At 36.7% G+C, this 24,687-nt stretch carries 29 protein-coding genes; 12 read left to right on the top strand and 17 right to left on the bottom strand.

What is annotated here, in order from left to right; translation table 11 throughout:
* Window positions 1-124: 124 nt before the first annotated feature.
* The 3 genes from H5968_RS14410 to H5968_RS14400 all read left to right on the top strand — a co-directional run bounded on the left by H5968_RS14410 (window position 125) and on the right by H5968_RS14400 (window position 2,123).
* A complete protein-coding gene (locus tag H5968_RS14410) occupies window positions 125-1,009 on the top strand; it encodes a serine/threonine-protein kinase (RefSeq protein WP_222620682.1) in 885 nt (294 codons plus the stop codon).
* Between the two features lie 471 nt (window positions 1,010-1,480).
* Window positions 1,481-1,729 (top strand): DUF2281 domain-containing protein, encoded by a 249-nt coding sequence (locus tag H5968_RS14405; protein WP_187040512.1) that lies wholly within the window; start codon window positions 1,481-1,483, stop codon window positions 1,727-1,729.
* A gap of 1 nt (window position 1,730) precedes the next feature.
* Window positions 1,731-2,123, top strand: coding sequence for a type II toxin-antitoxin system VapC family toxin (locus H5968_RS14400; RefSeq protein ID WP_187040511.1), 393 nt, complete (start codon window positions 1,731-1,733; stop codon window positions 2,121-2,123).
* Between the two features lie 461 nt (window positions 2,124-2,584).
* Here the strand turns inward: H5968_RS14400 and cysH are convergent, their stop codons facing one another.
* The 7 genes from cysH to H5968_RS25160 form a co-directional block, all read right to left on the bottom strand.
* Window positions 2,585-3,289 carry a phosphoadenosine phosphosulfate reductase gene (gene cysH, locus H5968_RS14395; RefSeq protein WP_187040510.1) on the bottom strand — a complete coding sequence of 235 codons (705 nt, stop codon included), beginning with the start codon at window positions 3,287-3,289 and terminating at the stop codon, window positions 2,585-2,587.
* A gap of 203 nt (window positions 3,290-3,492) precedes the next feature.
* Window positions 3,493-3,999: a DUF29 family protein gene (locus tag H5968_RS14390; RefSeq protein ID WP_187040509.1), complete on the bottom strand. Its 507-nt coding sequence runs from the start codon at window positions 3,997-3,999 to the stop codon at window positions 3,493-3,495.
* 13 nt (window positions 4,000-4,012) lie between these two features.
* Window positions 4,013-4,531, bottom strand: coding sequence for a DUF29 family protein (locus H5968_RS14385; protein ID WP_187040508.1), 519 nt, complete (start codon window positions 4,529-4,531; stop codon window positions 4,013-4,015).
* Window positions 4,532-4,544: 13 nt separating this feature from the next.
* Entirely contained in the window at window positions 4,545-5,063 is a 519-nt protein-coding gene (locus H5968_RS14380) for a DUF29 family protein (RefSeq protein WP_187040507.1), read from the bottom strand.
* Between the two features lie 150 nt (window positions 5,064-5,213).
* Complete coding sequence (locus H5968_RS14375; RefSeq protein WP_187040506.1) at window positions 5,214-7,595, bottom strand: phosphoketolase; 2,382 nt, start codon at window positions 7,593-7,595, stop codon at window positions 5,214-5,216.
* A 155-nt stretch (window positions 7,596-7,750) separates the two neighbouring features.
* On the bottom strand, window positions 7,751-7,951 hold the full coding sequence (locus H5968_RS14370) for a type II toxin-antitoxin system HicB family antitoxin (protein ID WP_187040505.1): 201 nt from the start codon (window positions 7,949-7,951) through the stop codon (window positions 7,751-7,753).
* A 64-nt stretch (window positions 7,952-8,015) separates the two neighbouring features.
* Entirely contained in the window at window positions 8,016-8,387 is a 372-nt protein-coding gene (locus H5968_RS25160; RefSeq protein WP_222620681.1) for a hypothetical protein, read from the bottom strand.
* Between the two features lie 127 nt (window positions 8,388-8,514).
* Between H5968_RS25160 and H5968_RS14360 the strand changes: the two genes are divergently transcribed.
* From H5968_RS14360 to rpsU, 4 genes are all read left to right on the top strand, one after another.
* Window positions 8,515-9,255, top strand: a complete 741-nt coding sequence (locus H5968_RS14360) for a dienelactone hydrolase family protein (RefSeq protein ID WP_187040528.1) — start codon at window positions 8,515-8,517, stop codon at window positions 9,253-9,255.
* A gap of 255 nt (window positions 9,256-9,510) precedes the next feature.
* On the top strand, window positions 9,511-10,365 hold the full coding sequence (locus H5968_RS14355) for a 3'(2'),5'-bisphosphate nucleotidase CysQ (protein ID WP_187040504.1): 855 nt from the start codon (window positions 9,511-9,513) through the stop codon (window positions 10,363-10,365).
* A gap of 323 nt (window positions 10,366-10,688) precedes the next feature.
* Window positions 10,689-11,015, top strand: a complete 327-nt coding sequence (locus tag H5968_RS14350) for an RNA-binding protein (protein WP_187040503.1) — start codon at window positions 10,689-10,691, stop codon at window positions 11,013-11,015.
* A gap of 129 nt (window positions 11,016-11,144) precedes the next feature.
* Window positions 11,145-11,339: a 30S ribosomal protein S21 gene (rpsU, locus tag H5968_RS14345; protein WP_013192888.1), complete on the top strand. Its 195-nt coding sequence runs from the start codon at window positions 11,145-11,147 to the stop codon at window positions 11,337-11,339.
* Between the two features lie 228 nt (window positions 11,340-11,567).
* On the opposite strand, the gene H5968_RS14340 is transcribed toward rpsU, so the two are convergent.
* The 3 genes from H5968_RS14340 to H5968_RS14330 all read right to left on the bottom strand — a co-directional run bounded on the left by H5968_RS14340 (window position 11,568) and on the right by H5968_RS14330 (window position 13,778).
* Window positions 11,568-12,455, bottom strand: a complete 888-nt coding sequence (locus H5968_RS14340; protein WP_187040502.1) for a hypothetical protein — start codon at window positions 12,453-12,455, stop codon at window positions 11,568-11,570.
* Window positions 12,456-12,497: 42 nt separating this feature from the next.
* Complete coding sequence (locus H5968_RS14335) at window positions 12,498-13,007, bottom strand: hypothetical protein (RefSeq protein WP_096565969.1); 510 nt, start codon at window positions 13,005-13,007, stop codon at window positions 12,498-12,500.
* Between the two features lie 114 nt (window positions 13,008-13,121).
* Entirely contained in the window at window positions 13,122-13,778 is a 657-nt protein-coding gene (locus H5968_RS14330) for a class I SAM-dependent methyltransferase (protein WP_187040501.1), read from the bottom strand.
* A 265-nt stretch (window positions 13,779-14,043) separates the two neighbouring features.
* Here H5968_RS14330 and H5968_RS14325 point away from each other — a divergent pair, with 265 nt between their 5' ends.
* Window positions 14,044-15,696 carry a glycosyltransferase family 39 protein gene (locus H5968_RS14325; RefSeq protein ID WP_187040500.1) on the top strand — a complete coding sequence of 551 codons (1,653 nt, stop codon included), beginning with the start codon at window positions 14,044-14,046 and terminating at the stop codon, window positions 15,694-15,696.
* A 31-nt stretch (window positions 15,697-15,727) separates the two neighbouring features.
* Here the strand turns inward: H5968_RS14325 and H5968_RS14320 are convergent, their stop codons facing one another.
* Window positions 15,728-16,522: a histidine kinase gene (locus tag H5968_RS14320; protein ID WP_096565965.1), complete on the bottom strand. Its 795-nt coding sequence runs from the start codon at window positions 16,520-16,522 to the stop codon at window positions 15,728-15,730.
* Between the two features lie 206 nt (window positions 16,523-16,728).
* On the opposite strand from H5968_RS14320, the gene H5968_RS14315 reads away from it, so the two are divergent.
* Genes H5968_RS14315 through H5968_RS14305 form a run of 3 tightly spaced genes read left to right on the top strand, consistent with a single transcriptional unit; the run spans window position 16,729 to window position 18,324 of the window.
* Entirely contained in the window at window positions 16,729-16,953 is a 225-nt protein-coding gene (locus H5968_RS14315; RefSeq protein ID WP_096565963.1) for a hypothetical protein, read from the top strand.
* Between the two features lie 2 nt (window positions 16,954-16,955).
* On the top strand, window positions 16,956-17,291 hold the full coding sequence (gene petJ / locus H5968_RS14310) for a cytochrome c6 PetJ (RefSeq protein ID WP_187040499.1): 336 nt from the start codon (window positions 16,956-16,958) through the stop codon (window positions 17,289-17,291).
* 13 nt (window positions 17,292-17,304) lie between these two features.
* Window positions 17,305-18,324, top strand: coding sequence for an aldo/keto reductase (locus H5968_RS14305; RefSeq protein WP_187040527.1), 1,020 nt, complete (start codon window positions 17,305-17,307; stop codon window positions 18,322-18,324).
* Window positions 18,325-18,706: 382 nt separating this feature from the next.
* On the opposite strand, the gene H5968_RS14300 is transcribed toward H5968_RS14305, so the two are convergent.
* The 5 genes from H5968_RS14300 to H5968_RS14280 all read right to left on the bottom strand — a co-directional run bounded on the left by H5968_RS14300 (window position 18,707) and on the right by H5968_RS14280 (window position 23,258).
* Window positions 18,707-19,339 carry a bifunctional 4-hydroxy-2-oxoglutarate aldolase/2-dehydro-3-deoxy-phosphogluconate aldolase gene (locus tag H5968_RS14300; RefSeq protein WP_187040498.1) on the bottom strand — a complete coding sequence of 211 codons (633 nt, stop codon included), beginning with the start codon at window positions 19,337-19,339 and terminating at the stop codon, window positions 18,707-18,709.
* 188 nt (window positions 19,340-19,527) lie between these two features.
* Window positions 19,528-19,668 carry a photosystem I reaction center subunit VIII gene (gene psaI / locus H5968_RS14295; protein WP_096565957.1) on the bottom strand — a complete coding sequence of 47 codons (141 nt, stop codon included), beginning with the start codon at window positions 19,666-19,668 and terminating at the stop codon, window positions 19,528-19,530.
* 97 nt (window positions 19,669-19,765) lie between these two features.
* A complete protein-coding gene (locus H5968_RS14290) occupies window positions 19,766-22,279 on the bottom strand; it encodes a hypothetical protein (RefSeq protein WP_255427136.1) in 2,514 nt (837 codons plus the stop codon).
* A gap of 183 nt (window positions 22,280-22,462) precedes the next feature.
* Window positions 22,463-22,615, bottom strand: coding sequence for a hypothetical protein (locus H5968_RS14285; RefSeq protein WP_187040496.1), 153 nt, complete (start codon window positions 22,613-22,615; stop codon window positions 22,463-22,465).
* Between the two features lie 10 nt (window positions 22,616-22,625).
* Window positions 22,626-23,258, bottom strand: a complete 633-nt coding sequence (locus tag H5968_RS14280; protein WP_187040495.1) for a type I restriction enzyme HsdR N-terminal domain-containing protein — start codon at window positions 23,256-23,258, stop codon at window positions 22,626-22,628.
* 478 nt (window positions 23,259-23,736) lie between these two features.
* On the opposite strand from H5968_RS14280, the gene H5968_RS14275 reads away from it, so the two are divergent.
* Window positions 23,737-24,234: a hypothetical protein gene (locus tag H5968_RS14275; RefSeq protein WP_096565955.1), complete on the top strand. Its 498-nt coding sequence runs from the start codon at window positions 23,737-23,739 to the stop codon at window positions 24,232-24,234.
* Window positions 24,235-24,340: 106 nt separating this feature from the next.
* Here H5968_RS14275 and H5968_RS14270 read toward each other — a convergent pair.
* Window positions 24,341-24,687: RNA-guided endonuclease TnpB family protein (locus H5968_RS14270; RefSeq protein ID WP_187040494.1), on the bottom strand; the 347-nt coding region annotated here is incomplete at its 5' end.

The following is a 24,687-nucleotide window of genomic DNA, read 5'->3' as shown; positions in this document are numbered from 1 at the left end:
CACAGAGGCACAGAGGACACGGAGGGAGGAGGTTTTAGTTTTTATCTGCGTTTATCTGTGTTCGATTATTTTTGATGCTTGGGTTATGTTACAATTACGGGCATATTTAAGCATACATCTTTTTATGTTACAACCTGGAAAGCCTTTACAACAACGTCCCCAATATGTAATAGAAGAAGAAATAGGTTCTGGGGGTTTTGGTGTTACTTTTAAAGCTATACATAAAGATTTGAATTTACCAGTTGTTATTAAAACTCCTAATAGTCGTTTGTGTAGAGATGCTAATTATCCTAAATATGTGGAAGGTTTTCGCAAGGAAGGAAGAAGATTAGCAGAGATTACCCAACTTCAACATCCCAATATTGTCAGAATTATAGACTTTTTTGAGGAGGATGGTTTACCATGTCTGGTGATGGATTTTGTTAAGGGTGAAAATTTATATCATTTAGTACAGGATAAAGGTATTTTATCAGAATCTACTACTATTGATTATATTAAACAAATTGCTGACGCTTTATCTATTTGTCATGAAAATGGCATTATTCACCGGGACGCACATCCTGGAAATATGATTTTAAGAGAAAATAGCAATACTGTAGTTTTGATAGATTTTGGTTTAGTAGGAAATGTGGACAGTGAGAGTATTAACCAAGCTGCTAATTTAGCTTTTGCACCTTGGGAACAAATGTTAGATACAGAGAAAGCACCAACTCTTGATGTTTATACTTTAGCTGCTTCTTTGTTTTATTTATTGACTGGAGATACTGCCACACCTTGTTTAGCAAGGAAGCTAGATAATCGGACTTTAATAGAACCGAAGGAATTAAATTCTAGGATTAGTGATAAGTTAAATCAAGCAATTGTTAAAGGATTGGAATTAGAACCTAAAAACCGTCCGCAAATTATTAAGGAATGGGTGGGTTTATTTTCTGAAGTTGACAGTATCAGGAAGATAGAAATTGAGCAAGTAATATGGTGGTTAATGGCTCTCCTAGAGTGGCTATGGTAATTTAATAAAAAACAACGGTTAAAACCATTAGATGTAAGTTGGGTTGAGGAACGAAACCCAACACTTCAAAAATGTGTAGATGTTAGGTTTCACTTTGTCTGAATCAGGATAACCAGGATTAAAGGATGTACAGGATGGTAATTTATAGATAGTTTAAATTATTCAAAACCAATCATTCAAAAGCATCCTGAAAAATCCCCAACTTCCAAAAAACAATCATCCAATAACATCCTGAAAATCCTCAAATCCTGGATATCCTGATTCAGACAAAAAAATTCTAACTTTTGACTTTTGACTTTTGACTTTTGACTTCCCGAAGGGTGTCCTAGACATCCTGATTCAGACAAAAAAATTCTAACTTTTGACTTTTGACTTTTGACTTCCCGAAAGGTGTCCTGGACATCCTGATTCAGACAAATTAAAATATTAGTAACCCACAGATAAAATCAATATCCTGATGCAGAAAAAATTATGACAATTGCTGAACAAATTTACACACTTGTGAAAACTCTACCCCCAGCACAAGCTGAAGAAATTCTCAATTTTGCAGAATTTATCCGTAATAAACACCTAAATACTAACCAAAATATCAATGATTCTACAAACCTTGCTTGGGAAGAATTAGTTTATTCACTTGCTGGAAGTTGGAAAGATGATTTTCCTAGTTTAGAAGAAATTCGCAGCAGTGCAGGAGAAGATGTTTTGCGGGAGAGTTTCTAAAATGTATGTTTTAGATACCAACACCTTGATTTATTATTTTAAAGGTCAAGGACAAGTTGCTGCAAATCTCGCTAAAATACCGAACCAAGAAATTATAATTCCTACAATTGTTCTCTTTGAATTACAAGTAGGAATTGCTAAATCAAATTCACCCGCAAAACGCACCCAACAACTGCAACAAATTATAAACAGAGTTAACTTAGTTCCTTTTGATAGAGATGCTGCTTTTGCTGCTGCTAAAATTCGCGCTGACTTAGAACAAAAAGGAACTCCAATAGGTCAAATGGATGTTTTAATTGCTGGAATAGCTATAGCATTGCAAGCAACTCTAGTTACTCACAATATTAATGAATTTTCCAGAATTTCAGGACTAACAATTATTGACTGGTATTAAATATAATATTGTCAGAATCAGGATAACCAGGATTAAAGGATTAACAGGATGGTAATTTTTAGATAATTCGTTGGTGATAGAAATTGCATTTTGTCAGAATCAGGATAACCAGGATTTAAGGATGTACAGGATGGTAATTTATAGATAGTTGATAATCATTGAAAAACCATCATTCAAAAGCATCCTGAAAAATCCCAACTTCCCAACAAAAAATCATCCAATAACATCCTGATAACGAAGCGTGGCGTTAGCCATAAATCCTCAAATCCTGGATATCCTGATTCAGACAAAAAAATTCTAACTTTTGACTTTTGACTTTTGACTTTTGACTTTTGACTTCCCGAAGGGTGTCCTGGATATCCTGATTCAGACAAATACAAAATATTAATATTAGTCATTAGTAATTAGCCATTTTTTAACACATTACCAATGACCAATGACCAATGACCAATAACTAAAAACTAAATGTGAATACCACACTCAGTTTTACCAGTTCCTCTCCAACGTCCAGCGCGTTCATCTTCACCTTCACGTACTTGAGTAGTAATAGGTTCATCACCAATGCTAGGATATCCTTGATCATGAAGTGGGTTATAAATCACTTTGTGTTCTGCAACATAATCCCAGCTTTGTTTGCGAGTCCAAGCAGCTAAAGGATTAATTTTTAAACGTCCTTGGTTGTCTAATTCAAAAATAGGCATATTGGCACGGGTAACAGCTTGGTCACGACGGCGACCTGTAATCCAAGCTACGGTGTTTAGTTCGTTTAAACCGCGTGTTAAAGGTTCAATTTTAGTAACGTCGTGGAATTTGATAATATCTGTATCCCATAATGCTTCACCGTACTTAGCCGCAAAAGCTTCACGGGTGTCTACATCAGGTGCTTTGTAGGTTTTTAAATCTAGGTTATATAGGTCTTTTACTTTAGCAACTAATTCTAAAGTTTCTTTGAAGTGATACAGAGTATCTAGGAAGATAACGGGTACTGGATGCTTGAGTACAGTATATAAAATGTGGGTGAGGATGATGTCATCAACGTTAAACGCGCTGGTTTGTACTAAACCTGTGGGTATGTTTTCCACAGACCAAGCTAGAATTTCTGTAGGGGTAGCGGTTTCAAATTTCTGATTTAAGCTATCTAAATCAAAAGTTGCAGCGACTGTCATGATAATTCTCTAGTAAGGTATTTTTACTTTGTGTTAAGTTTCATCCTACCTTATAAAGACACCTATTCCTATCGTTATTGTTGATATTTAGGTAATTATTTTGTACGGTTATTACTACACGGGATATTTTAAAGTCTGTTTTTAAACGCAGACAAACGCAAATAAACGCAAATTTATATATAATATAATACTATAATACATATTTATTGCCATTTTTCACTACCAGGTAATTTAATAATGATTTCTGTGATAGCTTTTGGTAAGTCTTTTACAGAATGGATATAAGTCAATTCTAGAAAATTTAAAGCAGTGGAAATTATGTTATTTTTATCAACCATTTCTGCTAGTTGAAATTCTGTATAGATACCATTTAAAACTTCTACGCTTGCATCACCTATGGCTAATTCTATTTCTTCTTCTAAATAATTATCCCATTCATCTTTATTGATGTAATAGGATTTTTTGTTTTCTTTAAGGTTGATTTTTTTGATTTCTACTAAAGCGTTACGAATAGATGCAACCCAAGAGTTTGTTAACCTTTTTTCTATTTGATTTTTAATCAAATGTATTAACAAAACTCTCAAAAATGATTGAATATTCCTTAAAATTGCTTGTTTACTCATCCCTTCTAATTCATCTACAATTGCTAACGCATCTTCATATCTTCCAGCTAAAATGCTATTTCTCAAGTCTATTAATTCCTGTGTCATTTTTTTTTACCTCTTAGCTTTTCCCTAACTGCCAATTTTCCCCACTGGGTAATTTACCTAAATATTCATCTATTATATCAGGTAATTCTCGGATTTGATAATTATAGATAAATGTGAGTAATTCTGTTGCTGTTAATATTAATTGTTCTTTATTGAGAAGTTGTGAAAGTTGTTTTCTGTTAAATTTACCATTCATTACTTCTAAACTTGCATCACCTATTGCTAATTCTATTTCTTCCTGCAACCAGGTATCCCATTCATCTTTATTGATGTAATAGGATTTTTTATTTTCTTTAAGATTGATTTTTTTGATTTCTACTAAAGAGTTACGAATAGATGCAACCCAAGAGTTTGTTAATCTTTGTTCTATTTGATTTTTAATCAAATGTATTAACAAAACTCTCAAAAATGATTGAATATTCCTTAAAATTGCTTGTTTACTCATCCCTTCTAATTCATCTACAATTGCTAACGCATCTTCATATCTTCCAGCTAAAATACTATTTCTCAAGTCTATTAATTCCTGTGTCATTTTTTTTTACCTCTTAGCTTTTCCCTAACTGCCAATTTTCCCCACTGGGTAATTTACCTAAATATTCATCTATTATATCAGGTAATTCTCGGATTTGATAATTATAGATAAATGTGAGTAATTCTGTTGCTGTTAATATTAATTGTTCTTTATTGAGAAGTTGTGAAAGTTGTTTTCTGTTAAATTTACCATTCATTACTTCTAAACTTGCATCACCTATTGCTAATTCTATTTCTTCCTGCAACCAGGTATCCCATTCATCTTTATTGATGTAATAGGATTTTTTATTTTCTTTAAGATTGATTTTTTTGATTTCTACTAAAGAGTTACGAATAGATGCTGCCCAAGAATTTGTTAATCTTTGTTCAATTTGATTTTTGATCAAATGAATTAACACAACTCTCAAAAATGATTGAATATTCCTGAAAATTGCTTGTTTACTCATCCCCTCTAATTCATCTACAATTGCTAACGCATCTTCATATCTTCCAGTTAAAATACTATTTCTCAAGTCTATTAATTCCTGTGTCATATTAATTAATCTCCAGGGTTAACTACCTTATATTAATATAACAAATAAATCAGAAATTAGATACCCTACATCCCCCTTAAAAAGTGTGAATCTATTCACCCCTTATTAAGGGGGGTTAGGGGGGATCTGGGGTTATTTAGTCGTTACGGTTTAATAAGGCCATTTCCAGTCTCTAATTTCTGGCATATCTTCACCGTGTTTCTCGATGTATTGCTTATGTTCAATCAATTTATCTTGTAAATTTTGTTTTACATAAGCGGCTTTATAACCCAATTTTGGTACACGATCTATTACATCCATTACTAAATGGAAACGATCTAAATCATTCATTACCACCATATCAAAAGGTGTGGTTGTTGTTCCTTCTTCTTTGTAACCACGAACATGAATATTATTGTGGTTTGTATGGCGATAGGTGAGACGATGAATTAACCAAGGATAGCCATGAAATGCAAAGATAATTGGTTTATCTGTGGTAAAGATGATATCAAAATCTTTGCTGCTTAAACCGTGGGGATGTTCACTTTTTGGTTGTAGTGTCATCAAGTCTACAATGTTCACTACCCGCACTTTTAATTCTGGGAAATTTTGCCGTAAAATATCCACCGCAGCTAGGGTTTCTAAAGTGGGAATATCCCCCGCACAAGCCATAATTACATCGGGTTCACCATCTTGATCATTACTTGCCCATTCCCAAATTCCTAAACCTTTGGTACAGTGTTTAATGGCTGCATCCATGTCTAAATATTGCAGTGCCGGTTGTTTTCCAGCTACTATCACATTTACATAGTTGCGACTTCTTAAACAATGGTCGGTGACAGATAACAAAGTGTTAGCATCGGGTGGCAGATAAACACGAATAACGTCGGCTTTTTTGTTAATTACATGATCCAAAAACCCAGGATCTTGGTGAGAGAAACCGTTATGATCTTGTCGCCAAACATGAGATGTGAGAAGATAATTTAAAGAGGCGATCGGTCTTCTCCAAGAAATATGACGAGTTGTTTTTAACCATTTGGCGTGTTGGTTAAACATCGAGTCAATGATATGAATAAATGCTTCATAACAGGAGAAGAAACCATGTCTTCCTGTTAGCAAATATCCTTCTAACCATCCTTGACAGTTGGTTTCACTCAGCATTTCCATTACCCGACCATTTGCTGATAAATGATCATCTTCGGGCAAAGTTTCCGCCACCCAAGTTCTGTTAGTAACTTCTAGTACAGGATCGATGCGGTTAGATGCGGTTTCATCGGGTCCAAAAACTCGGAAGTTCTGGCTGTCCAGGTTTTCTTTCATCACATCCCGCAGGAATTTTCCAGTAACTTTGGTAGCTTCAGCGTTAACAGTACCGGGTTTGGGGACTGCTACTGCATAGTTGCAAAAGTCTGGTATGATTAAATCACGGAGCAAGATACCACCGTTTGCGTGGGGGTTGTCTCCCATGCGTCGCTGGCCTGTGGGTGCGAGTTCTGCAAGTTCGGGAATGAGTTGACCGGTTTCGTCAAAGAGTTCTTCGGGTTTGTAACTCTTCATCCAGTCTTCTAACAGTTTTAGGTGTTCTGGTTTACCAGCTATATCGCTAAAGGGGACTTGGTGCGATCGCCAATAGTCTTCTGTTTTCTTCCCGTCTACTTCCTTGGGTCCAGTCCAACCTTTGGGAGTTCTTAAAATTATCATTGGCCATTGCGGGCGTTTTTTGAAACCATGTACCCGCGCTTCTCTTTGGATACCTTGAATTTCCGTAACGATAGTATCTAAAGTTGCAGCCATTTGTTGATGAACATCCGCCGGATCAGCACCTTCCACAAAGTAAGGTTTATAGCCGTAGCCGATAAATAGGCTTTCTAGTTCATCATGGGGCATCCGTGCTAATATGGTGGGATTAGCAATTTTATAACCGTTCAAATGTAAAATCGGTAAAACCGCACCATCAGTAGCAGGGTTGAGGAATTTGTTAGAATGCCAGCTTGTAGCTAAAGGTCCGGTTTCGGCTTCCCCATCACCCACAACCGCCGCAACTAACAGGTCTGGGTTGTCAAAAGCAGCACCAAAAGCGTGTACTAAAGCATAACCGAGTTCTCCCCCTTCGTGAATAGAACCGGGGGTTTCCGGGGCAACGTGACTAGGAATACCACCAGGGAAGGAGAACTGTTTGAACAGTTTTTGCATTCCCTCTGCATCTTGGGAGATGTTGGGGTAATATTCGCTATATGTTCCTTCTAAGTAGGTGTTAGCTACAAGTCCAGGTCCACCATGTCCGGGTCCTGCGATGTAGATGGTGTTGAGGTCGTATTTTTTAATGATGCGGTTGAGGTGGACGTAAATAAAGTTCAGTCCAGGGGTAGTTCCCCAATGTCCTAATAGTCGCAGTTTTACGTGGTCTTGTTTAAGGGGTTCTTTCAGTAGGGGGTTGTCGAGGAGGTATATTTGTCCGACTGAAAGATAGTTGGCTGCACGCCAATATGCGTTAATCTTTTGTAATTCTGTGTCTGTTAAGGGTTTTTGTTTTGGAGTGCTGGCTAATGTCATTTTTAACTCCGGTAGTATTTACACCATTGTCTAGTGTAATGGTTTGCTGTTTTGGTGTCATCTTACCTGTGATTTGTTTTTTCGGTGGGTTGTTACAGATTTTTTTTATGTCACGCAGAGACGCAGAGAGAGGAGTTAGTAATTTTGTAGCATTTTCACAATAATTCTAACTCCGCAACTTTTCTGATCGCAGGAATGTTACCACTGGTAAATTCGTGATACAAATCTAATAAGTTGTTTTGGAGTTCTTCTAAAGAAGTTCCTTGTGTCCAATAATCAGGATATTCTTCTAAGTAACCGATAAACATATCCTCATCTTGCCAATAAATATATTTTTTCTTTTTGATTGTTTCCATAATGGTTTTTACCTCATCAATTAAGTGAAATCATATTCGTTTAACATGATAATACCAATTACTATCAAGCAATTCTCTGATAAACAACATTTATTTTAGGCTGAGATTTTTCTGTTTGTTGGTTTGTTACCATTATTTCTATATTGTGTCCTAATTTTATTAAGTAAGTTAGTAAATTCTCAATTGTAAATTCTTTGAGAATACCATTACTTAAATTATTTATTTGATAATTGCTGCGAATTTCAAATACTCCATTAAAACCTTTTAAGGGTTTGATTTTGGTATGAGTTTGATTAGTTTGCACTCGATAGAGAATATACCCAATTTCATCAATTACATCTTCAGGAAATTCTAAAAGTTCTTCTTTGGATGTTTTGAATTTTACGACACATCCTTTATTGTATATGATAGCACATAGTCTTAGTGAAAGATACAAAAATATACAAAATGCGTGTCAAACTAGGAAATTCAACTTCTTGAAAAAATCGAGTATTTGGGAAAATTTACTGATTATTATTAAACCTGAAGAATTACAAATTAACACATTAGCAAAAAATCAAAAAATGCAAATTGTTAAACGCAATATCGAATTAAAAGTAGATGATAGTTTAATGCGGGTTTATGTCGCATCTCCTAAAACAGAGGGTAAATATCCAGGAATTGTTTTTTACAGTGATATTTATCAATTAGGTGGGGCAATAATTCGCTTAGTTAATTATTTAGCTGGGTTTGGTTATGTTGTCGCTGCACCGGAAATTTTTCACCGTATTGAACCTATAGGTTCTATCATTGAACCTGATGATCTGGGGAGAATGCGCGGTAATGATGATGCACGCAGAACTTTAATTTCTGAATATGATGCAGATACTCGCGCTGTCATTAATTGGTTGAAAAATGAGAAATCAGTTATTAGTGAACAAATCGGAACTTTAGGTTTTTGTATTGGTGGACATTTAGCTTTTCGGGCAGCTTTTGAAAGTGAAATAAAAGCTTGTGTTTCCTGTTATCCTACAGGTATTCCTATCGGTAAATTAGGTAAAGGTGTGGCGGATACTATTCACAGATTTTCAGAAATTAAGGGGGAAATGTTGTTAATTTTTGGTACTCAAGATCCCCATATTCCTGAACAGGATAGACAGACTATTATTAAGGGTTTAGAAACTGCAAAAATACCTCATCAATTTTTCTGTTATGCAGCGGAACATACTTTTATGCGAGATGACGGTTATCGTTATGATGCGGAAGCGGCGACATCTGCATGGCGGGAAATAATTGCTTTTTTGGGGAGGAAGTTTAAAGGGTAATTTATAAGTTTAAAACAAGTTAGTTAAGGGTTTAGCAGTGCTAAAACCCTACCTAATTTTTATTGTTTTTAGCTTAACAAATAAGTATTGAAAACCGACTATTTTTGATTTATTATGTGTGATTTATTTAATAATACCAATCAGGGTGATCAGTCTTTTTACCTTCTGCCTTGGCATAAGGATAAATTTCAACGCCTACCTACTTATTCGAACTCATGTTATGTTATGGTTGGTAAATTTATCACCCAAAGCCTAATGACAAACTTACCAGAAATACTCAAAATTACTCGTGAGGTGGGTTGGGGTGCAGCTAAGTTACTGCGCTCCTATTATCAAGGAACTGTTAACAACGGTAATCTAGAAATAGAATACAAGCAAAATGAACCTATAACTGTTGCCGATAGAGTTGTGAGTGAGTATATCCTATCTCACCTACAGGCAGCATTTGTTGATGAAGATTTTGGTTATATTAGCGAAGAAACCTATAAATCTCAACAAGGTAAATATCCTGGGGAGTTAGTTTGGATTATTGATCCTTTGGATGGTACAAGAGATTTTATTAATAAAACTGGGGAATATGCAATACATATTGCTTTAGTGCAAAACACAAGGCCAATTTTAGCGGTGGTAGCAATACCGGAAGCGGAAAAGATATATTATGCTACTAAAGGTGGTGGTACTTTTGTCGAAACTGTTAATGGTTCTCATCCTTTGAAAGTGGCTGCTGCTAAACCACTTGAAGATTTAATCTTGGTTGTCAGTCGTTCCCATCGTCATGATAAGTTAGAATTTTTACTTAAAAATCTACCCTGCCAAAAACAAAAAGCTATTGGTAGTGTAGGTTGTAAAGTGGCTGCTATCGTCGAACAACAGGCAGATGTTTATATTTCCCTTTCTGGAAAGTCAGCCCCTAAAGATTGGGATATGGCAGCACCAGAATTAATTTTAACAGAAGCTGGTGGTAAATTTACTTACTTTGACGGCAGACCATTAGAGTATAACACTGGTGACATCAACCAATGGGGCGGTTTGTTGGCTAGTAGTTCTCAAGATCACGAAATATTGTGTCAGAAAGCAGAGCAGATATTGACTGAGTTTGCGGCTAAATGAAGTTCGGACACAAAAGATAAATTATTTTCCATGTAGACGTGAGTTATGCTATAATTGAAAACTAGGTTAAATAAGAGTGATAATTCCTAAAATCCTTAATGATTTTTTAGCTTTCAGCCTTCCATCAGTAGCTAGTCTGCTATTCAGTTGGAGCTAGTTCATAGATGGCTGAAGAAATGTTACTCAATGTGAGTTCATATTCAAAGGCTGTGCTATACTCGCGGATATAAGGATTATTTTCGGTTGAGTAAGTCGTTTTAATTTGTTTTAAATGCGTCTCTCCGAATCTAACTCTCTACACTCTCTGGTTTGGGAGACCATCTATGTCAATTTACGTTGGAAATTTGTCCTATCAGGTGACAGCAGAAGATTTGAAAACGGCTTTTGCTGAGTACGGTAAAGTTACCAATGTGCAGCTACCCACTGATAGGGAAACAGGCCGTCCACGTGGCTTTGCCTTCGTGGAAATGTCGTCTGAAGCTGAGGAAACAGCAGCTATTGAAGCACTTGATGGTGCTGAGTGGATGGGGAGGGATTTAAAAGTGAACAAGGCTAAACCCCGTGAGGAAAGAGGTTCTTCTCGTGGAGGTGGAAGCTGGGGTGGCGGTGGCCGTTCTGGTGGAGGTCGTGGAGGCGATCGCCGTTATTAATCCTGTTCTGAAGAAATTTTAAATCTTTTAAATCTAGAGTCTCCAGCAGATAAAGCCCAGGGTTTGACTCTGCTGAGATATTTTTATACTCTAGTTTGTATGTGTTAAACCAAAAAAGGAGGACTAGGAATGACACAAGTAGTTTTAGGGGAAAATGAAGGTATTGAATCAGCTTTGCGGAGATTTAAACGTGAAGTTTCCAAAGCCGGAATTTTCCAAGATATGCGGAAGAATCGCCATTTTGAAACACCTTTAGAAAAAGAGAAACGTAAAGCAATAGCTAGACACAAGCAACGTCGTCAACAGCGTTCTCGCTTCAAGTAAGATAGTAGGTGACAGGTAACAGGTGACAGGTGACAGTAATGTTCACTGCAACTGTGTAGAAATCAGTTACCATCCTTTCATTATTCCGCTGAAAATCTGTTTTTTTGTGGTGATACAATCTACCAGCCACAAGTAATTAGTAGAAACTAATAGAAAACTTGTTTGTAGTAGTGCTGCATTTATTAATTTTCAGCACTACTACAAGTTGTATTTAGGCTCAAAAATTAGCTAAATTTCTGCAACTGCGCGTTCAATCAAACGTCGTGCTAAAGTTTGAGTTCCTGTATGTTCATAGTAATTAGTGGACATATCTAGAAAAGCGGCTACATAGTCTAATTTGTCATCACTAAATTCAAGAAAACCTTGTAAATTGCCAAGAACTTTCTGAGCAGTTAAAGCATTAGCACTAACTATACCATTCATCCAACCCTTAACAGAATCAACACTTTGACCAATAAAGTCTAGTTTACCACCAGTACCATTGCCAGGAATTGCATCTTTCATGGTTCTAAAAGTAGAGTTTTGATCCAACTCTTGGGGATTCATGTTACTGAGGAAAGTTAATGATTTTTGGATAAAATCAGGACCTAGAGGAATAATACCATCAACAGCAACCAAGGCAGCCATGCGAATCATTGACTCACCACTATATTCACCTAAAGCACCAACAAAATCGCCAATACTATCACCGGGAATACCATTAATTTGGCAAAAAGCGACTAATTCAGCGACTATTTTTAAAGTTAAATCAATAGTTTGAGCTTTATCTGGTTTGGGAGTGATCGAGTTTAAAAAACCAAATAAGGGAATGGTTTCACCAACTTTATTAGCCAAAGCGGCTGCACCTAAAGCCTTATCAGTACCATCAACAGTTTGATAAAGCCATAAAGCAGTTTGATAACCTTGGGATTTATCATTAAAAAGATAAATTGCCCGTTCACCAATTTGCTGAATTAGATCCTCATCATCTTCACCAGTCACAGTTTTAATAGTATTGACAAAACCCACAGTATTTTGCCATTCACCGGGAGCAATAAAATCCAAAGCATTTAACATAGAAATAGTTAAACCGCTGGTTGGCAATTCATCAACTAACTCAAAAATTGGTTTACTCACAAAAATCTCCTGATTGATATGTTGTTATCCGAAATTTAGAGGTCATTTCAACTTAGCTAAACCATCAAGATCAAATTTTTCAATCCAATCTTCCCTGTCACTAGCGTTAAATAATGGATCTTTAGAAATCACTTTGACTTGATACTTACCCACCAAAATAGAAGTTTGAGTTTTACCCGTTTCTACAGCAGGATAACCTTCAATTTTCTTGGTGCTATTGGCATATTTTGATGCTACTGTAGGCGTGCTAGTAGTATCAGAAATAGCTAATTGAGCAACAACTTTACCGTCTTTTTTCAAATTCGCTTCGGAAAAGCCTTTTTTCTCTTGGGTATAAACTCGGTCGTAATCATCATCACTTTCAGGAAAGAAAGCATTTAATTTACTACCCTGAGTGGCATTTTTAACAACAGCCTGACCACTTTTTTGTTTTGTGCTTTCCTGTTGTGCTTGATCAAAACGATTAGGTACTTTTTCCGCACAAGCGGTAGTCAGCAATAAAACACACAGTAGTAAACTGGCTAAAATTCTACGACTACGAGATAAGATCATGTTTTTTCTCCTTCAATGCTTGAAGCTTGAGGCAATTATCTGCTTTACTTGAGTATTTGCACCAAAAAATTTACTATTTGATCATGATTGGTAGTCAAGATAACCAATTTTTTCCTAACTTGATGATTCCACACGATAAGCTATCACAGCATAGAAGGGATCTCCTCCTGGTAAACCCAACCATTGTAAAAAATTCGGCGCAGTTGATTTATTGATGATCACTTCGGGAGTGGAAAACCCTGGTACTGAAGCGAAGTAACGCTTAACTAGCTCAACTCTAGACGCTTCTGAGGCATCCCGCCAGATTTGAATCGCCTTTTGATAAAACATCCGGTTAGAAAAGCTGATAATAGCCACACCACCAGGTTTAAGAATACGGTGAATCTCGGAAAATACAGCTTCTGGATATTGAATATACTGGACAGAAACACAGTTGACAACAGCATCAAAATCTTGATCTGGCAAGGGTAGCTGAGGTTGTGAGTTGAGATTTTGCACGAAATAATGGTTCAGTCGAGGATTGCGTGCTAGTTCCTCGGCGTTGAGTCCATGTCCCTCCACATAAGCAAATTCTATTTCTTCTGGTAGATGAGACACCCAACTGCTCATCATATCAAAAATGCGCGTGTTCGGTTGCAGTCGCTGACGATATAAATCTGTTAATTGTTGAATAAAGCCTTCATCAACGTGGGTGACAAAGCGCGGGTAGTCGTAAAACAATTTATCATCGGTGTCATCTAACTTGAGACGTTGATCTGGTCGCAACAGCATACGATTTGTTTGAGAATTTGTCGGGTAAGTTTGGGTAAGAAAAAATTGCCTGATTTGTGTCAATTTGGTGAGTATTCTGATTTTGAATTGTGTATACTAACCAAACTAATTCATGACTTACGCAGAACAGAACGCAAGTAGGGGTAATTCATAAATTACCCCTACGCAAGAATCAGGTTTTTAGTCCAATTTTGCCTAAGTCCTATAATTTTAAAACAAAACTGTTACACAATCTACAGATCAACTGATGATTCTCATTAATTAAATGTTCTATAAATCACCTTTATTGAAAGATGTCTGGCTACAAATTCGTTTATTGACAAAATCACACTATGCTCTTTTGTTAATTTGGTTACTACCTTTATTGCTATTTACTTCTGGTGAAACTAGCCTCATGGCACATGACGAAGCTCTTTATGCAACAAGAGCGCGTTTGATGTTTGATTCTGGTAACTGGATAGCACCTTGGGAAAATGCCCATCATAAAACCCCTGGTTTTTATTGGTTAATTGCTGTTTTTTATCAGTTATTTGGTGTCAGTGATACCACTGCCAGAATACCTGCTATGATTGCGGGAATTTGTTGCACATTAGTTATATATGAAATAGCTAAAATATTACTGGGTAAAAAGTTAGCTTACCTATCGACGACTATTTTGAGTGTAGAATTTCTCTGGCTACAATATTGTCGTTTAGCTGCACCTGATGTACCTACAATTTTATTAGTGTGTTTAGGTATTTTATGTTTATTAAATTCTGAATTATATCCAAAATATAGATGGATTCATGGTTTGATTGTTGGTTTATGTTTTGGTTTAGGTTTCTTGATAAGAAGCTTTATGATTTTTTTGCCGATGGTGGCTTTATTACCTTATTTAATTGGAGAAAATCGCCGTCATCGTCATCTTACCAACCCGATGTTATATGTAGGATTTTTAATTGGGTTTATTCCTACTTTAGTTTGGTTATGGTTTAGCTGGCAGCGTTATGGTGGTGATAGTTTTGGCCAGTTGTGGGATTTTGTCGTGCGACTGGGTAGTCGTGAACAACATGGAAATAATATATTTTTCTATTTCTGGAATATTCCTTTAAAATCTTTTCCTTGGTTCTTTTTTAGCCTTTTAGGTTTAGCTTTAGTAATTCGTAAACCTATCCCTCGCTACCAATTATTATTAGTAGGTTTTCCTATTGTTTTATTTTTAGAAATCAGTTTATTTTTGACTCGATTTTCTCATTATAGTCTTTGTCTTTATCCTTTTATTGCTATGTTTGCCGCTGTGAGTTTAGACTGGTTGGGGAAAATTTACCAACAAAGAAAATCGAGTAAAGTTAGTAACTTTAGGAAAGTTCAAGCATCTCTTACCCGCAATATTAGTTATGTATTTGGTGTTTTAGGTATTATCTTTATTTTAGCTGGTGTAGTGGCTTTGGTTGCAGGGATTCTTGATATTCAAAAGTATGCAATTCTGTCCTTAATTTCTGGTTTAGGTTGTTTAATTGTACCTTGTGTTTGGATTGGACGCTATCATTTTTATCAGAAATTTCTCACTTATCGTTACTGGATGGGTGGTTGGTTAATTGCCAGTTGGTTATCTATCGCTACGGCTGGGAGTTTAGGTTTATTAGGAGACTTAAACCCTGAATTTAGAATGTTTTTTCAGCAAGAATATATTGCGTCAATTCTCCAAAATTATCCGGTAGCTTTTGTCAAATCCGATGATAAATATTCTGTTTTGATTAATTTTTATACTCCTATTCATGGTCAAAAAGTACAGTCAATTTCTCAATTACCAGCTTTGAGTTATGCTTGGATTTATCCGCCTAATTCTGATGATTTAGTTAAGAATTATCGTGTTGTTGGTAGTATTAAAAATTATCAATTAATTCAAGTTTTACCAGTTGAAAATAAAAGTTCGTAGTCAGCGATGGATCGCTTACTACGAACCAACTTTATTTGACATTAGCTTCTGGTTGATGAGAGTCTTTATCTTTGAATAAATCAGCCGCTGCTAATAATAACTCTCTCAAATTTTGTTTTAATTGACGTTCTTTTTTCGCTATGGATGCACCTGCTTCACCGAGTTTGTTTTCTAACTGAGAGTGTTTTTCTCCTACTTGTGTAGCCAGATTTTCCGCTTGGGGACGAGCTTGATTATACCAGGTTTTGGCATCGTCTAAATATTCTTTAACTTCTACAGAACGTCCGCCATAACGTGCGGCTAAATTAGCACGAATAATGGCTAATTGTGCTTGTAATTGGGCGTAGCGTTTCTTTAATAAAGCGACTTCTTCACTATTTTGGATAGTATGAATTGCTGAGGCGATCGCATTTTTAATACTATCCGATTTTTCTTGACTTGTATCCTGAATTTCTGCTAACATTCCCTCAACTTCTTGTTGCAGTTGTTCTTCTTCTTGATCTAATTTCGCTTGAATTTGTTTGAGTTCGGTTTGGGTTTTGACAATAGCTTCATGTCTTTTGCTATTCACCCCTTCTAAAGCACCTTCAATAGAAGCTGTGACTTCTTCTTTGATTTCGCTACCTTTATCTTGGAGATTTTCAATTACTGTAGAAACAGCATCTTTAACTAAAGTGCGTAACTCACTAGAACCTTCTTTGACTTCAGCAGAAACTTGAGAAACTGCGGTTTTAACAATTTCTCTAATGTTTTCTGTTCTTAATTGTCCCGTGGCTTTGGCTTCTTGTAAATCTGCTTGGATTTTTTCTTTAATGTTGTTAGTCATTGTTAATCCTGATAATAATCATAATGCTACATAGTCATTATGACTCATGATTTTTTTGTCTACATACCTCCTGGAGATAGAAAACAGCGAATCAAAAGTTAGATTTGTGCAAAGTCACCAATTATGAGATGATAAATAATCAGATCCCCGACTTCTCAAAGAAGTCGGGGATCTATATCCTGATGATGAGAAATAAATAATTAACTATGTGGCGTGTAAATATCACTTGTTCGGGAGATGCTTGGAAAATTCATGGTGCTGAGTTTAAAACAATGGCACAAAATTATCGAGGTGAAGTGATATCTTCTAAAAAACTGCCCGATGGTACTCGCATCATGGCTTATAAAATTGAAGATGTCAGTGATGCAGAGGAATTTCAAGAAAAGTGCGCTAATTTTCCAGGGTTTACATCTGATTTTGAATCATTATAACCATGAAAAAACTCATACCTTTGTTATTATTCACTTTCTGTTTGTGGATAATCAATTTTTCCTTACCAGCTAACGCTTTAGATACCCAAAATGGGGCGGAAGTTTTTAGCGTTCATTGTGTTGGATGTCATATCAATGGTGGTAATATTATTAGAAGAGGCAAGAACTTAAAAAAGAATGCTTTGAAAAGATATGGTATGGATTCTTTAGAGGCAATTACAAATATCGTCACTAATGGTAAAAGTAATATGTCAGCCTATAAAGAAAAGTTGACAACGGAAGAAATCAAAAATGTCGCGGCTTATGTTTTGGACCAAGCAGAAAACAACTGGAAATAATCAGATCAAAAATATCATGTTACCTGAAGCAAGTTATTTACAATTTACCCCTGATTTAAAGATTTGCCGAATTTTAAATGGAATGTGGCAAGTTTCTGGAGGACATGGAAGGATAAACCAGAAAGCTGCTATTGAGTCAATGTTTCAATATGTGGATGCTGGGTTTACGACTTGGGACTTAGCAGATCATTATGGACCAGCAGAAGATTTTATTGGTGAATTTCGTCGTCAGTTAATAGCAACTCGTGGAGAAGAAGCTGTTAATAATATTCAAGCTTTTACAAAATGGGTTCCGCGTCCGGGAAAGATGACGAAACAAATAGTAGAGGAAAATATTAATATTTCTCTGCGTAGAATGGATGTGAAATCATTAGATTTGATGCAGTTTCACTGGTGGGAATATCGAGACTCTAATTATTTAGATGCTCTCAAATATATGGCAGAATTGCAAACAGAGGGTAAAATTAAGCATTTAGCTTTGACTAATTTTGATACGGAACATTTGCAAATTATCACAGAAGCTGGAATTAAGATTTTTTCTAACCAGGTGCAGTATTCTTTGGTTGACAGAAGACCACAGGTAAATATGGCTAAATTCTGTCAAGAACATGATATAAAATTGTTTACCTATGGTAGTGTGTGCGGTGGTTTGTTATCAGAAAAATATTTAAATCAACCAGAACCACGGGGTTTTGATTTGAATACAACCAGCTTGAAGAAATACAAAAATATGATTGATGCTTGGGGTGGTTGGAGATTATTTCAAGAATTGCTTTCCACCCTGACACAAATTGCCGATAAACATCAAGTGAGTATTGCTAATGTGGCTGTGAATTACATTTTAAATCAGCCCGTAGTAGGCGGTGTAATTGTTGGTGCTAGGTTAGGAATTGCAGAACATATTGCCGATAATGCGCGGGTGTTTGGGTTTAGTTTGGATGCTGAGGATGTGAAAAAAATTGATGCAGTTTCGCAGCAGTCACGGGATTTATATCAGTTAATTGGTGACTGTGGGGATGAATATCGAAGGTAGTTAAGCTGGGGTTGGGGAATAACTAACCCCTCATTTATTCTTCGTGCATCAAAGCTTGAAACTGAAAACTGAAAACTGAAAACTGATAATTGATCACTGAATAAATCAACAAATAGTTATTTGTTTTAGTTAGTGTTTGCTGAATAAACTCAAAACCTTGATATATCAAAGGTTAGAGGCTGATAAACACAGAAATTAGTGCAAGGGTTTTGAAGGGTATACCGGAAAAAGTGTGCATTTTTGGGGATTTCAAGAGATGGCAAAGAAATTTTCAAATCTCCTCCTGACTCCTGACTCCTGACTCCTATGCCCTCACGGAAAGACTTTCTCAGCAACCCCTAGTTAGGGTTTGCTGAAAAAGTTATCTGTGAGGGGTCAGGAACTAATTTAACCTCTGTGTAAGATTTTTGGCTTGGTCGGTGATTTTGTGCCAATTCCCTTCTAAAACCCAATTTTTCGGGAATAATTCCCCACTTAAACCCACGGCCACCGCCCCAACTTGTAAAAAATCTTGAGCATTTTCTAAAGTCACACCACCGGTAGGAATTAAGGGAATATGACCAAGAGGTGCTTGTAAACTGTGGATATAACTTGCACCTCCCACTGATTGTACAGGAAATACTTTGACACAACTTGCGCCCTGAGTCCAGGCGGTAACAATTTCTGTAGGTGTAAGTGCGCCAGGAATAATAGGAACATCTTGAGATACTGCAACTTTGATCATTTCTGGGTCAGTATGGGGAGTGAAGAGAAACTGCGCCCCAGCAGCGATCGCATCTTGTAATTGTTCCATATTAAACAGTGTACCAGTACCAATTATACAATCAGGTAATTGACTACGTAATTGAGAAATTAATTCCCCAGGGCGATCGCTATTCCAGGTAATTTCTATTAACTGCATTCCCCCAGATGCTACCGCTAAAGCCATTTTTTCACCCCAGTCCATTTTCGGGGCGCGAATAACTGCGATCGCTCGATGTTTCTGTAATTGTGACAACCAAACTTGATTAGACATAAAAAATAGGCGTTGCTATTATTACCCTGGGAATATGCACACTTAAAACCGCGTTGTTTATACATATTTATTACTTTTATCACTTTTATCAATTAGTCATTAAATTAAATCGGCTGCCTATAGGTACGGGTAATTGGTAAAAAACACAGCAGTTAATTACCGATTACCCATAACCTATGACTTAAAAATTAAGCAATATCTTCGCGTTCAATATATAAAAACATAAACGCGAAAGCGACTGCTGGGAAAACCAAACCAGTCAAAGGAACGAAAATGGAAGGCAAAAATGAAGAATAAGCCAGAATTGAAGGCAAAAATGAAGTTGACATAGTAAGAGTCCTTGGAAGTCACACTACAATTCACTTAGGAGCTTACTGCAAAATTCCGCCTCTTTTTGGAAATTCTCAAGATTTTTAACAAAACCGTTTACATTCCCAGTACCTCGTCGAGTTCTATTGTCGGTAAGTTAGGAGGTATGACAGTTTTAACTATTGTAACTTTGTGGCTTTCCTGTTGGGTATTCGTATCGAGAGCGATCGCCCCTACTAACACTTCTAGACAACCTAAAGGTACAATTAATTGAGCGATCGCTTCCCAATTTCCCCAAGGAGTAGGCCGCAAATCTTGGATCAGATGCGGTCCGTCTAGCAACCCACGAGTTTGGTAATCTTCCACCCATAACTTTAATACAACCGTCGATGATGCTTGGGACAGTTCTAAGCGCACTTTTATAGATGAGCCAGCAAGTAATTCACCATTGGGTAAAAACAGTTGGGGTGTGGGTAAAGATGTTAGTACCGGAGGAGATACATCCAGCAGTTGTTCCTGTGGTTCAGATGGTTGATTGCTGTCTTCATTGCTCAAGGTCATATATGTATCATCTAGAACTATTTCTTGAGACAACAATTGAGATATGTTGGGAGATGATTCTGGTTCGGGGGTTGGTTCACTTGTGCCTAGAATCATGTGTTCTGGCAAATCTATAACTTCTTCCATTTCTATTTCTGCATCTAAATTTAAATTGAGAAGTAATTCATCTGTAAAAGCGGGTGGAACAGCAGGATTTTCATCATTCAGAATTACAGGAGGCTCATCTGTTGATTCACTGATATCATCAGTATTATTAGCGTCTTGAGTATCAACTTCATCATTAGTATTATCCTCTTGATATACCAACTCGATACCTTCATCTAATAAGTATCCTTGAATCTTGATCCATTTTTGAATCAGAGGAGATGTTTCTGGAGTGATTTCTGGTGTGTTTAATTCCTCGATATCGAGAATAGGAACTTGAGGAATTGTATTTTCTATCAATTCATTGTCTATCAATTCATTGTCTATCAATTCCACAGCAGAAGTTTCTTCATGTTCCTTGCTGGGTAGTAATTCTGGTGTATTTTCTGGCTTTGATAATTGAATTTCCATCAATTTTGGCAGATTGTTTTTGGTTTTTGAATTTGGTTCTGTTGCAGGTTTTAAACGTTTCAAGTATGGGAAAGAAGTTTTAACCTGTTTGATCACCAGTTTGTCCAGATTTATGGGTGGTATCTGACTAGGCTTATTGACAGTTCCTGCTGATAAGCTGGAGTCTGCATTGGCAGAATTGCCAGCGATCGCATTTTTGTGAATCCGGGGTAATTTTGGCAGTGTGGGTGAACTTCCATCCAAAACAATGACTGGTTTTATTCTTGGGGGTAGAGGTTTGTTAGCTGCTGGTTTTAAAATATGAAACTGTGCTAATTTGGGAGCTTTGACGATATTGAATAGTTCTAAACTTACACGATGAGGTGGTTTTGGTTTGGTTGCTCCATCCTCAGTTGGTGGTAAGTTATCATCAGGTAACAAGTCTGGTGGACTAGATTTTTCTCTAGATCTTGCTGAGGTAACGGTCAGTAATTCAGTGACATCTGCTGTAATTATAAAAGGATGGCTGGCTAACAGTATGACTTCGCCACCTTTAGTCAGTGTGCCATATAAACTAATATTGGCCAAAATCAACTTAGATTCACAGTTTTTAGGAATTTCAATAATGCTACTAAATGTAAAAGGTAAGATTTGATCTGTTAAAGGCTGTGTGAATTGAGCTAAGATATTGGATTCTAAAGGCGATCGCAGTTGACTAATTAATTGCAGTTGAAAACAATGATTAATATTAGTTTTAGATAATCTTTCATTTGCCAAATTATCAATTTCTGCCAGTTCCACATACCCATTTATTGTCAAAGTTTTTCCCCAACGAGCAATATAGGTATCCCGTTCTAGAGATAAATGGAGGGGTGAGGGTGAGGATGGGACTGGTGAAATATCCTCATCTGACTGTTCTTCATCCCAAGATTCAGAACTGGGTAAAGCTAAATCGAGAACGCTTTGTAAAATTTGTTCGGCTGTTTCCCCTTTGAATAATACTGGGCTAACCGGCTGATTGATGATTGTATCTTCTACGGTTGCTGTAGACAAAGGATTGATGTCCAGGTTGCTGGGTGAAGCAACTGCAAATTCATCTTCCTGAGTGAGTGTCACCTGGGACTCTTCGTTAAATTGATCACCACTACCTAATAATGGTTGCTCATTCAATTCTGATTCTATGGGCAAAACTTTGAGGATGAGGCTATATTGCCAGGATTTTCCCAGTATATTCGTCATTAAGTCAGCAGAGCAACGTAATTCCCAAATTCCCGGGTTGAGGTCAGTAAAGGGAATTACTGCCATCAGTCCATCGGCATTGGTACGACGCAAACGCTTAAAAATGCGGCGTTTGGGTGGAACTTCCTGAATTGAGGAGTGAATTACCCGCACTTCTACAGATGTATTAGCAAGGTGAGAACGAGCCAAAACTCTGTACTTACCTGCGAAAATTCTTAAATTTGGCGATTCCAGGGGTTGCCAATTGCGATCGCCCTGCTTCTGTATCAGAAATTGCCAGTTTTCCATTGGAGTCATGCCCAAGCCCAGGATCAGCCGATTAATTTTTTGTATTAACTTGTTTGTCAGTTTAACTCAGTACGAAGTAAGAAAGTAAGCTTTATTAACTTTTTCTACTTTTTTCACTGGATAGTTATTTTCGCCACATCACGGGATGTTTTACAGCACAAGATTGTGACATCCCAAGGTGCGAAATGTGGGTTATAAACTCAACCAGCTAAAGACTTCTTGAACAGTAATATTTAATTCAATCCCTGTGAGAACTGGCAAGTAATCGCTATTTTCTGGAAAAGCTTTGGCAATTTTCTGAGGTTTAGTAATTTGATTAACAGTAAACCAAAAAGTTTTTCCCAAAGAGCGATTCCTATGTTGCGCTGAACGCTATCACCTCCATCCCCAAACGCTTTAATACCTGCAATACACTATAAAGCTCATTATCAGGGTTTACCAAAGAAAACAGCCGAGAGTTAGCATATTTATGTTCCAATACCTTTAAAAATAAAAACTCATTACCATTGGTAATCATGCCAAAGGTTGGTAGCACAGTTTCCTCATTACTCAACATATAAGCTAAAGCTTGAGGAATTGCGCGTGTCACCGCAAAATCACTCCGTTTTGATTCAATTACCAACAACCAAAGCCGATTTTTTAACACCAAAACATCAATCCGCCCCCGAATAATCGTTCCTTCATCCTCCATTTCTAAAGCCACACTCGTTTCTGTTTCAATCCTAAATGGCCTATGATAAAAACCAGCTAAATCTAACAAGGGCGCAAGTACCACCATCTTCACCGTATTTTCTAGCATTGGGGGATCATCCATCAATTCTAAAAAATTAGCCTTCACCCGATCTAATAAATGTTGCTCTTCCTCTTTCAAAGCCTCAAGCCCATCCAACCACTCAGGAAAAAAGGTAGCATCTTGAACGATTTGAATGCCAAAATTTTGCTTTAATTCCCGTAGTTTCACATCCTTGGCTGCAATAGACTGAACCATCTTGATATTTCTCCTGACGAAATTTTAGGCTCAAGTGTATAGAAAAACCTATTAAGCCTGAAACCCTTACTCCCATATTTCTCACAAACAATGTAATCGCAATTTGTATAACCCGTATAGAGAATCGGTTTCAGGCAACTCTACATTAGATTCCTCTCAACCCTTCTGTCAAGCCTAATTGAGATGCTCCTACTCACCCTCCTGATACTTACCCATTTAACTAACTTCCCAATCTTCAAACTTTAACCCATCAATTCTGCTACACTCTCTCACATTATTAGTTACCAATATTACAGCTATTTTCAGGTAAATAAACCACATTTTGATTTACGTTTCGCGTCAACAATGTAGGGGCGAAGCATTCGGACAATTAATTATCGGTTTTTACCTATTAAGATGCTTGCTTACTTGGAAGTTTAAATATTAGTTTAGCATACTATATACTGATGAACCATTTTTTAGAAGTACCAGTTTGATTATGACCAATTCCCAAATTTTTTCTACCTCTTTAAATTTTCAGGAAGAATACCCCTGTCCTGTTTGTCGGATCGGTAAAATCTCTGCTATGCCGTTAATGGAAACTATGTCTTGTGACTTTTGTCACGAAATTTTTACTGTCAATTTAGAATCACAGCAAATCAAGATGCCTTCTAGACAACCCCCCCTGGTGTGGCAGTGGAATGGTTTTAAGTGGAATCAAGCCCAGTTAGAAGGTGTGGAATTAGCATGGGGTTATGTGTTAGCTGCAATTGCTTTTGTGATTTTCCCGACTACTTTAATTGGCATTGGCGCTTATTATTTACCACCAAAACCAGATGTTCCTCTTTCTTGGATACCTTATGTTTGGACATTACTCACATTTTTGTCACATTCAGCAATTATAGTTTGGATTTTTATTGAAGTTTATCAAATTCCCATTAGGGCATATTGGCGTGGGATCACTCAGTGGACAAATGGCATAATTCGTAATTCGTAATTCGTAATGCGTAATTAAGAATAACTGCTATATAAAACCTAGACAAAACTAGACTTTACTTTCTACTTCAACGGGAGCATGGGAGCAGTTATCCCTCGGTAGACTTTCACGCTTTAGCCAAACGCGATAAATTAATTGCAGCGTTTAGATCCCTATCTATCTCAAAACCACAGTTCTCACAGCCATAAATTCTTTCGGATAAAGAAAGATTTTCTTTTTTATGCCCACATCGAGAACAGGTTTTACTTGATGGATAAAATCTATCAGCAATTATGATTATGGCTTCGCCACGCAGGCTATCACAGCCAAATTTTTTAGCTTTATAATCTAGCTGACGCTTAAACTCATAAAATCCACAATCAGCTATTGCTTGAGCTAATTTATGATTTGACAACATCCCTGAAACATTTAAATCTTCTACTACTATCTTGGCGTGGTTTTTGCATAAGTAAG

Source organism: Sphaerospermopsis sp. LEGE 00249 (assembly GCF_014299995.1).
Taxonomy (GTDB): domain Bacteria; phylum Cyanobacteriota; class Cyanobacteriia; order Cyanobacteriales; family Nostocaceae; genus Sphaerospermopsis; species Sphaerospermopsis kisseleviana.
This window is presented reverse-complemented; position numbering and strand designations above follow the sequence as displayed.

Excerpts from the sequence above, each read along its gene's own strand:
- H5968_RS14335 (WP_096565969.1), bottom strand. The coding sequence starts at position 13,007 with ATGATCTTATCTCGTAGTCGTAGAATTTTAGCCAGTTTACTACTGTGT.
- petJ (WP_187040499.1), top strand. The coding sequence starts at position 16,956 with ATGAAAAAACTCATACCTTTGTTATTATTCACTTTCTGTTTGTGGATA.
- H5968_RS14290 (WP_255427136.1), bottom strand. The coding sequence starts at position 22,279 with ATGACTCCAATGGAAAACTGGCAATTTCTGATACAGAAGCAGGGCGAT.
- H5968_RS14275 (WP_096565955.1), top strand. The coding sequence starts at position 23,737 with ATGACCAATTCCCAAATTTTTTCTACCTCTTTAAATTTTCAGGAAGAA.
- H5968_RS14370 (WP_187040505.1), bottom strand. The coding sequence starts at position 7,951 with ATGGAAACAATCAAAAAGAAAAAATATATTTATTGGCAAGATGAGGAT.
- H5968_RS14375 (WP_187040506.1), bottom strand. The coding sequence starts at position 7,595 with ATGACATTAGCCAGCACTCCAAAACAAAAACCCTTAACAGACACAGAA.
- psaI (WP_096565957.1), bottom strand. The coding sequence starts at position 19,668 with ATGTCAACTTCATTTTTGCCTTCAATTCTGGCTTATTCTTCATTTTTG.
- H5968_RS14300 (WP_187040498.1), bottom strand. The coding sequence starts at position 19,339 with ATGTCTAATCAAGTTTGGTTGTCACAATTACAGAAACATCGAGCGATC.
- cysH (WP_187040510.1), bottom strand. The coding sequence starts at position 3,289 with ATGACAGTCGCTGCAACTTTTGATTTAGATAGCTTAAATCAGAAATTT.
- H5968_RS14360 (WP_187040528.1), top strand. The coding sequence starts at position 8,515 with ATGCAAATTGTTAAACGCAATATCGAATTAAAAGTAGATGATAGTTTA.
- H5968_RS14400 (WP_187040511.1), top strand. The coding sequence starts at position 1,731 with ATGTATGTTTTAGATACCAACACCTTGATTTATTATTTTAAAGGTCAA.
- H5968_RS14380 (WP_187040507.1), bottom strand. The coding sequence starts at position 5,063 with ATGACACAGGAATTAATAGACTTGAGAAATAGTATTTTAACTGGAAGA.
- H5968_RS14385 (WP_187040508.1), bottom strand. The coding sequence starts at position 4,531 with ATGACACAGGAATTAATAGACTTGAGAAATAGTATTTTAGCTGGAAGA.
- H5968_RS14320 (WP_096565965.1), bottom strand. The coding sequence starts at position 16,522 with ATGACTAACAACATTAAAGAAAAAATCCAAGCAGATTTACAAGAAGCC.
- rpsU (WP_013192888.1), top strand. The coding sequence starts at position 11,145 with ATGACACAAGTAGTTTTAGGGGAAAATGAAGGTATTGAATCAGCTTTG.
- H5968_RS14390 (WP_187040509.1), bottom strand. The coding sequence starts at position 3,999 with ATGACACAGGAATTAATAGACTTGAGAAATAGCATTTTAGCTGGAAGA.
- H5968_RS14325 (WP_187040500.1), top strand. The coding sequence starts at position 14,044 with ATGTTCTATAAATCACCTTTATTGAAAGATGTCTGGCTACAAATTCGT.
- H5968_RS14405 (WP_187040512.1), top strand. The coding sequence starts at position 1,481 with ATGACAATTGCTGAACAAATTTACACACTTGTGAAAACTCTACCCCCA.
- H5968_RS14280 (WP_187040495.1), bottom strand. The coding sequence starts at position 23,258 with ATGGTTCAGTCTATTGCAGCCAAGGATGTGAAACTACGGGAATTAAAG.
- H5968_RS14350 (WP_187040503.1), top strand. The coding sequence starts at position 10,689 with ATGTCAATTTACGTTGGAAATTTGTCCTATCAGGTGACAGCAGAAGAT.
- H5968_RS14355 (WP_187040504.1), top strand. The coding sequence starts at position 9,511 with ATGACAAACTTACCAGAAATACTCAAAATTACTCGTGAGGTGGGTTGG.
- H5968_RS14315 (WP_096565963.1), top strand. The coding sequence starts at position 16,729 with ATGTGGCGTGTAAATATCACTTGTTCGGGAGATGCTTGGAAAATTCAT.
- H5968_RS14330 (WP_187040501.1), bottom strand. The coding sequence starts at position 13,778 with ATGCTGTTGCGACCAGATCAACGTCTCAAGTTAGATGACACCGATGAT.
- H5968_RS14410 (WP_222620682.1), top strand. The coding sequence starts at position 125 with ATGTTACAACCTGGAAAGCCTTTACAACAACGTCCCCAATATGTAATA.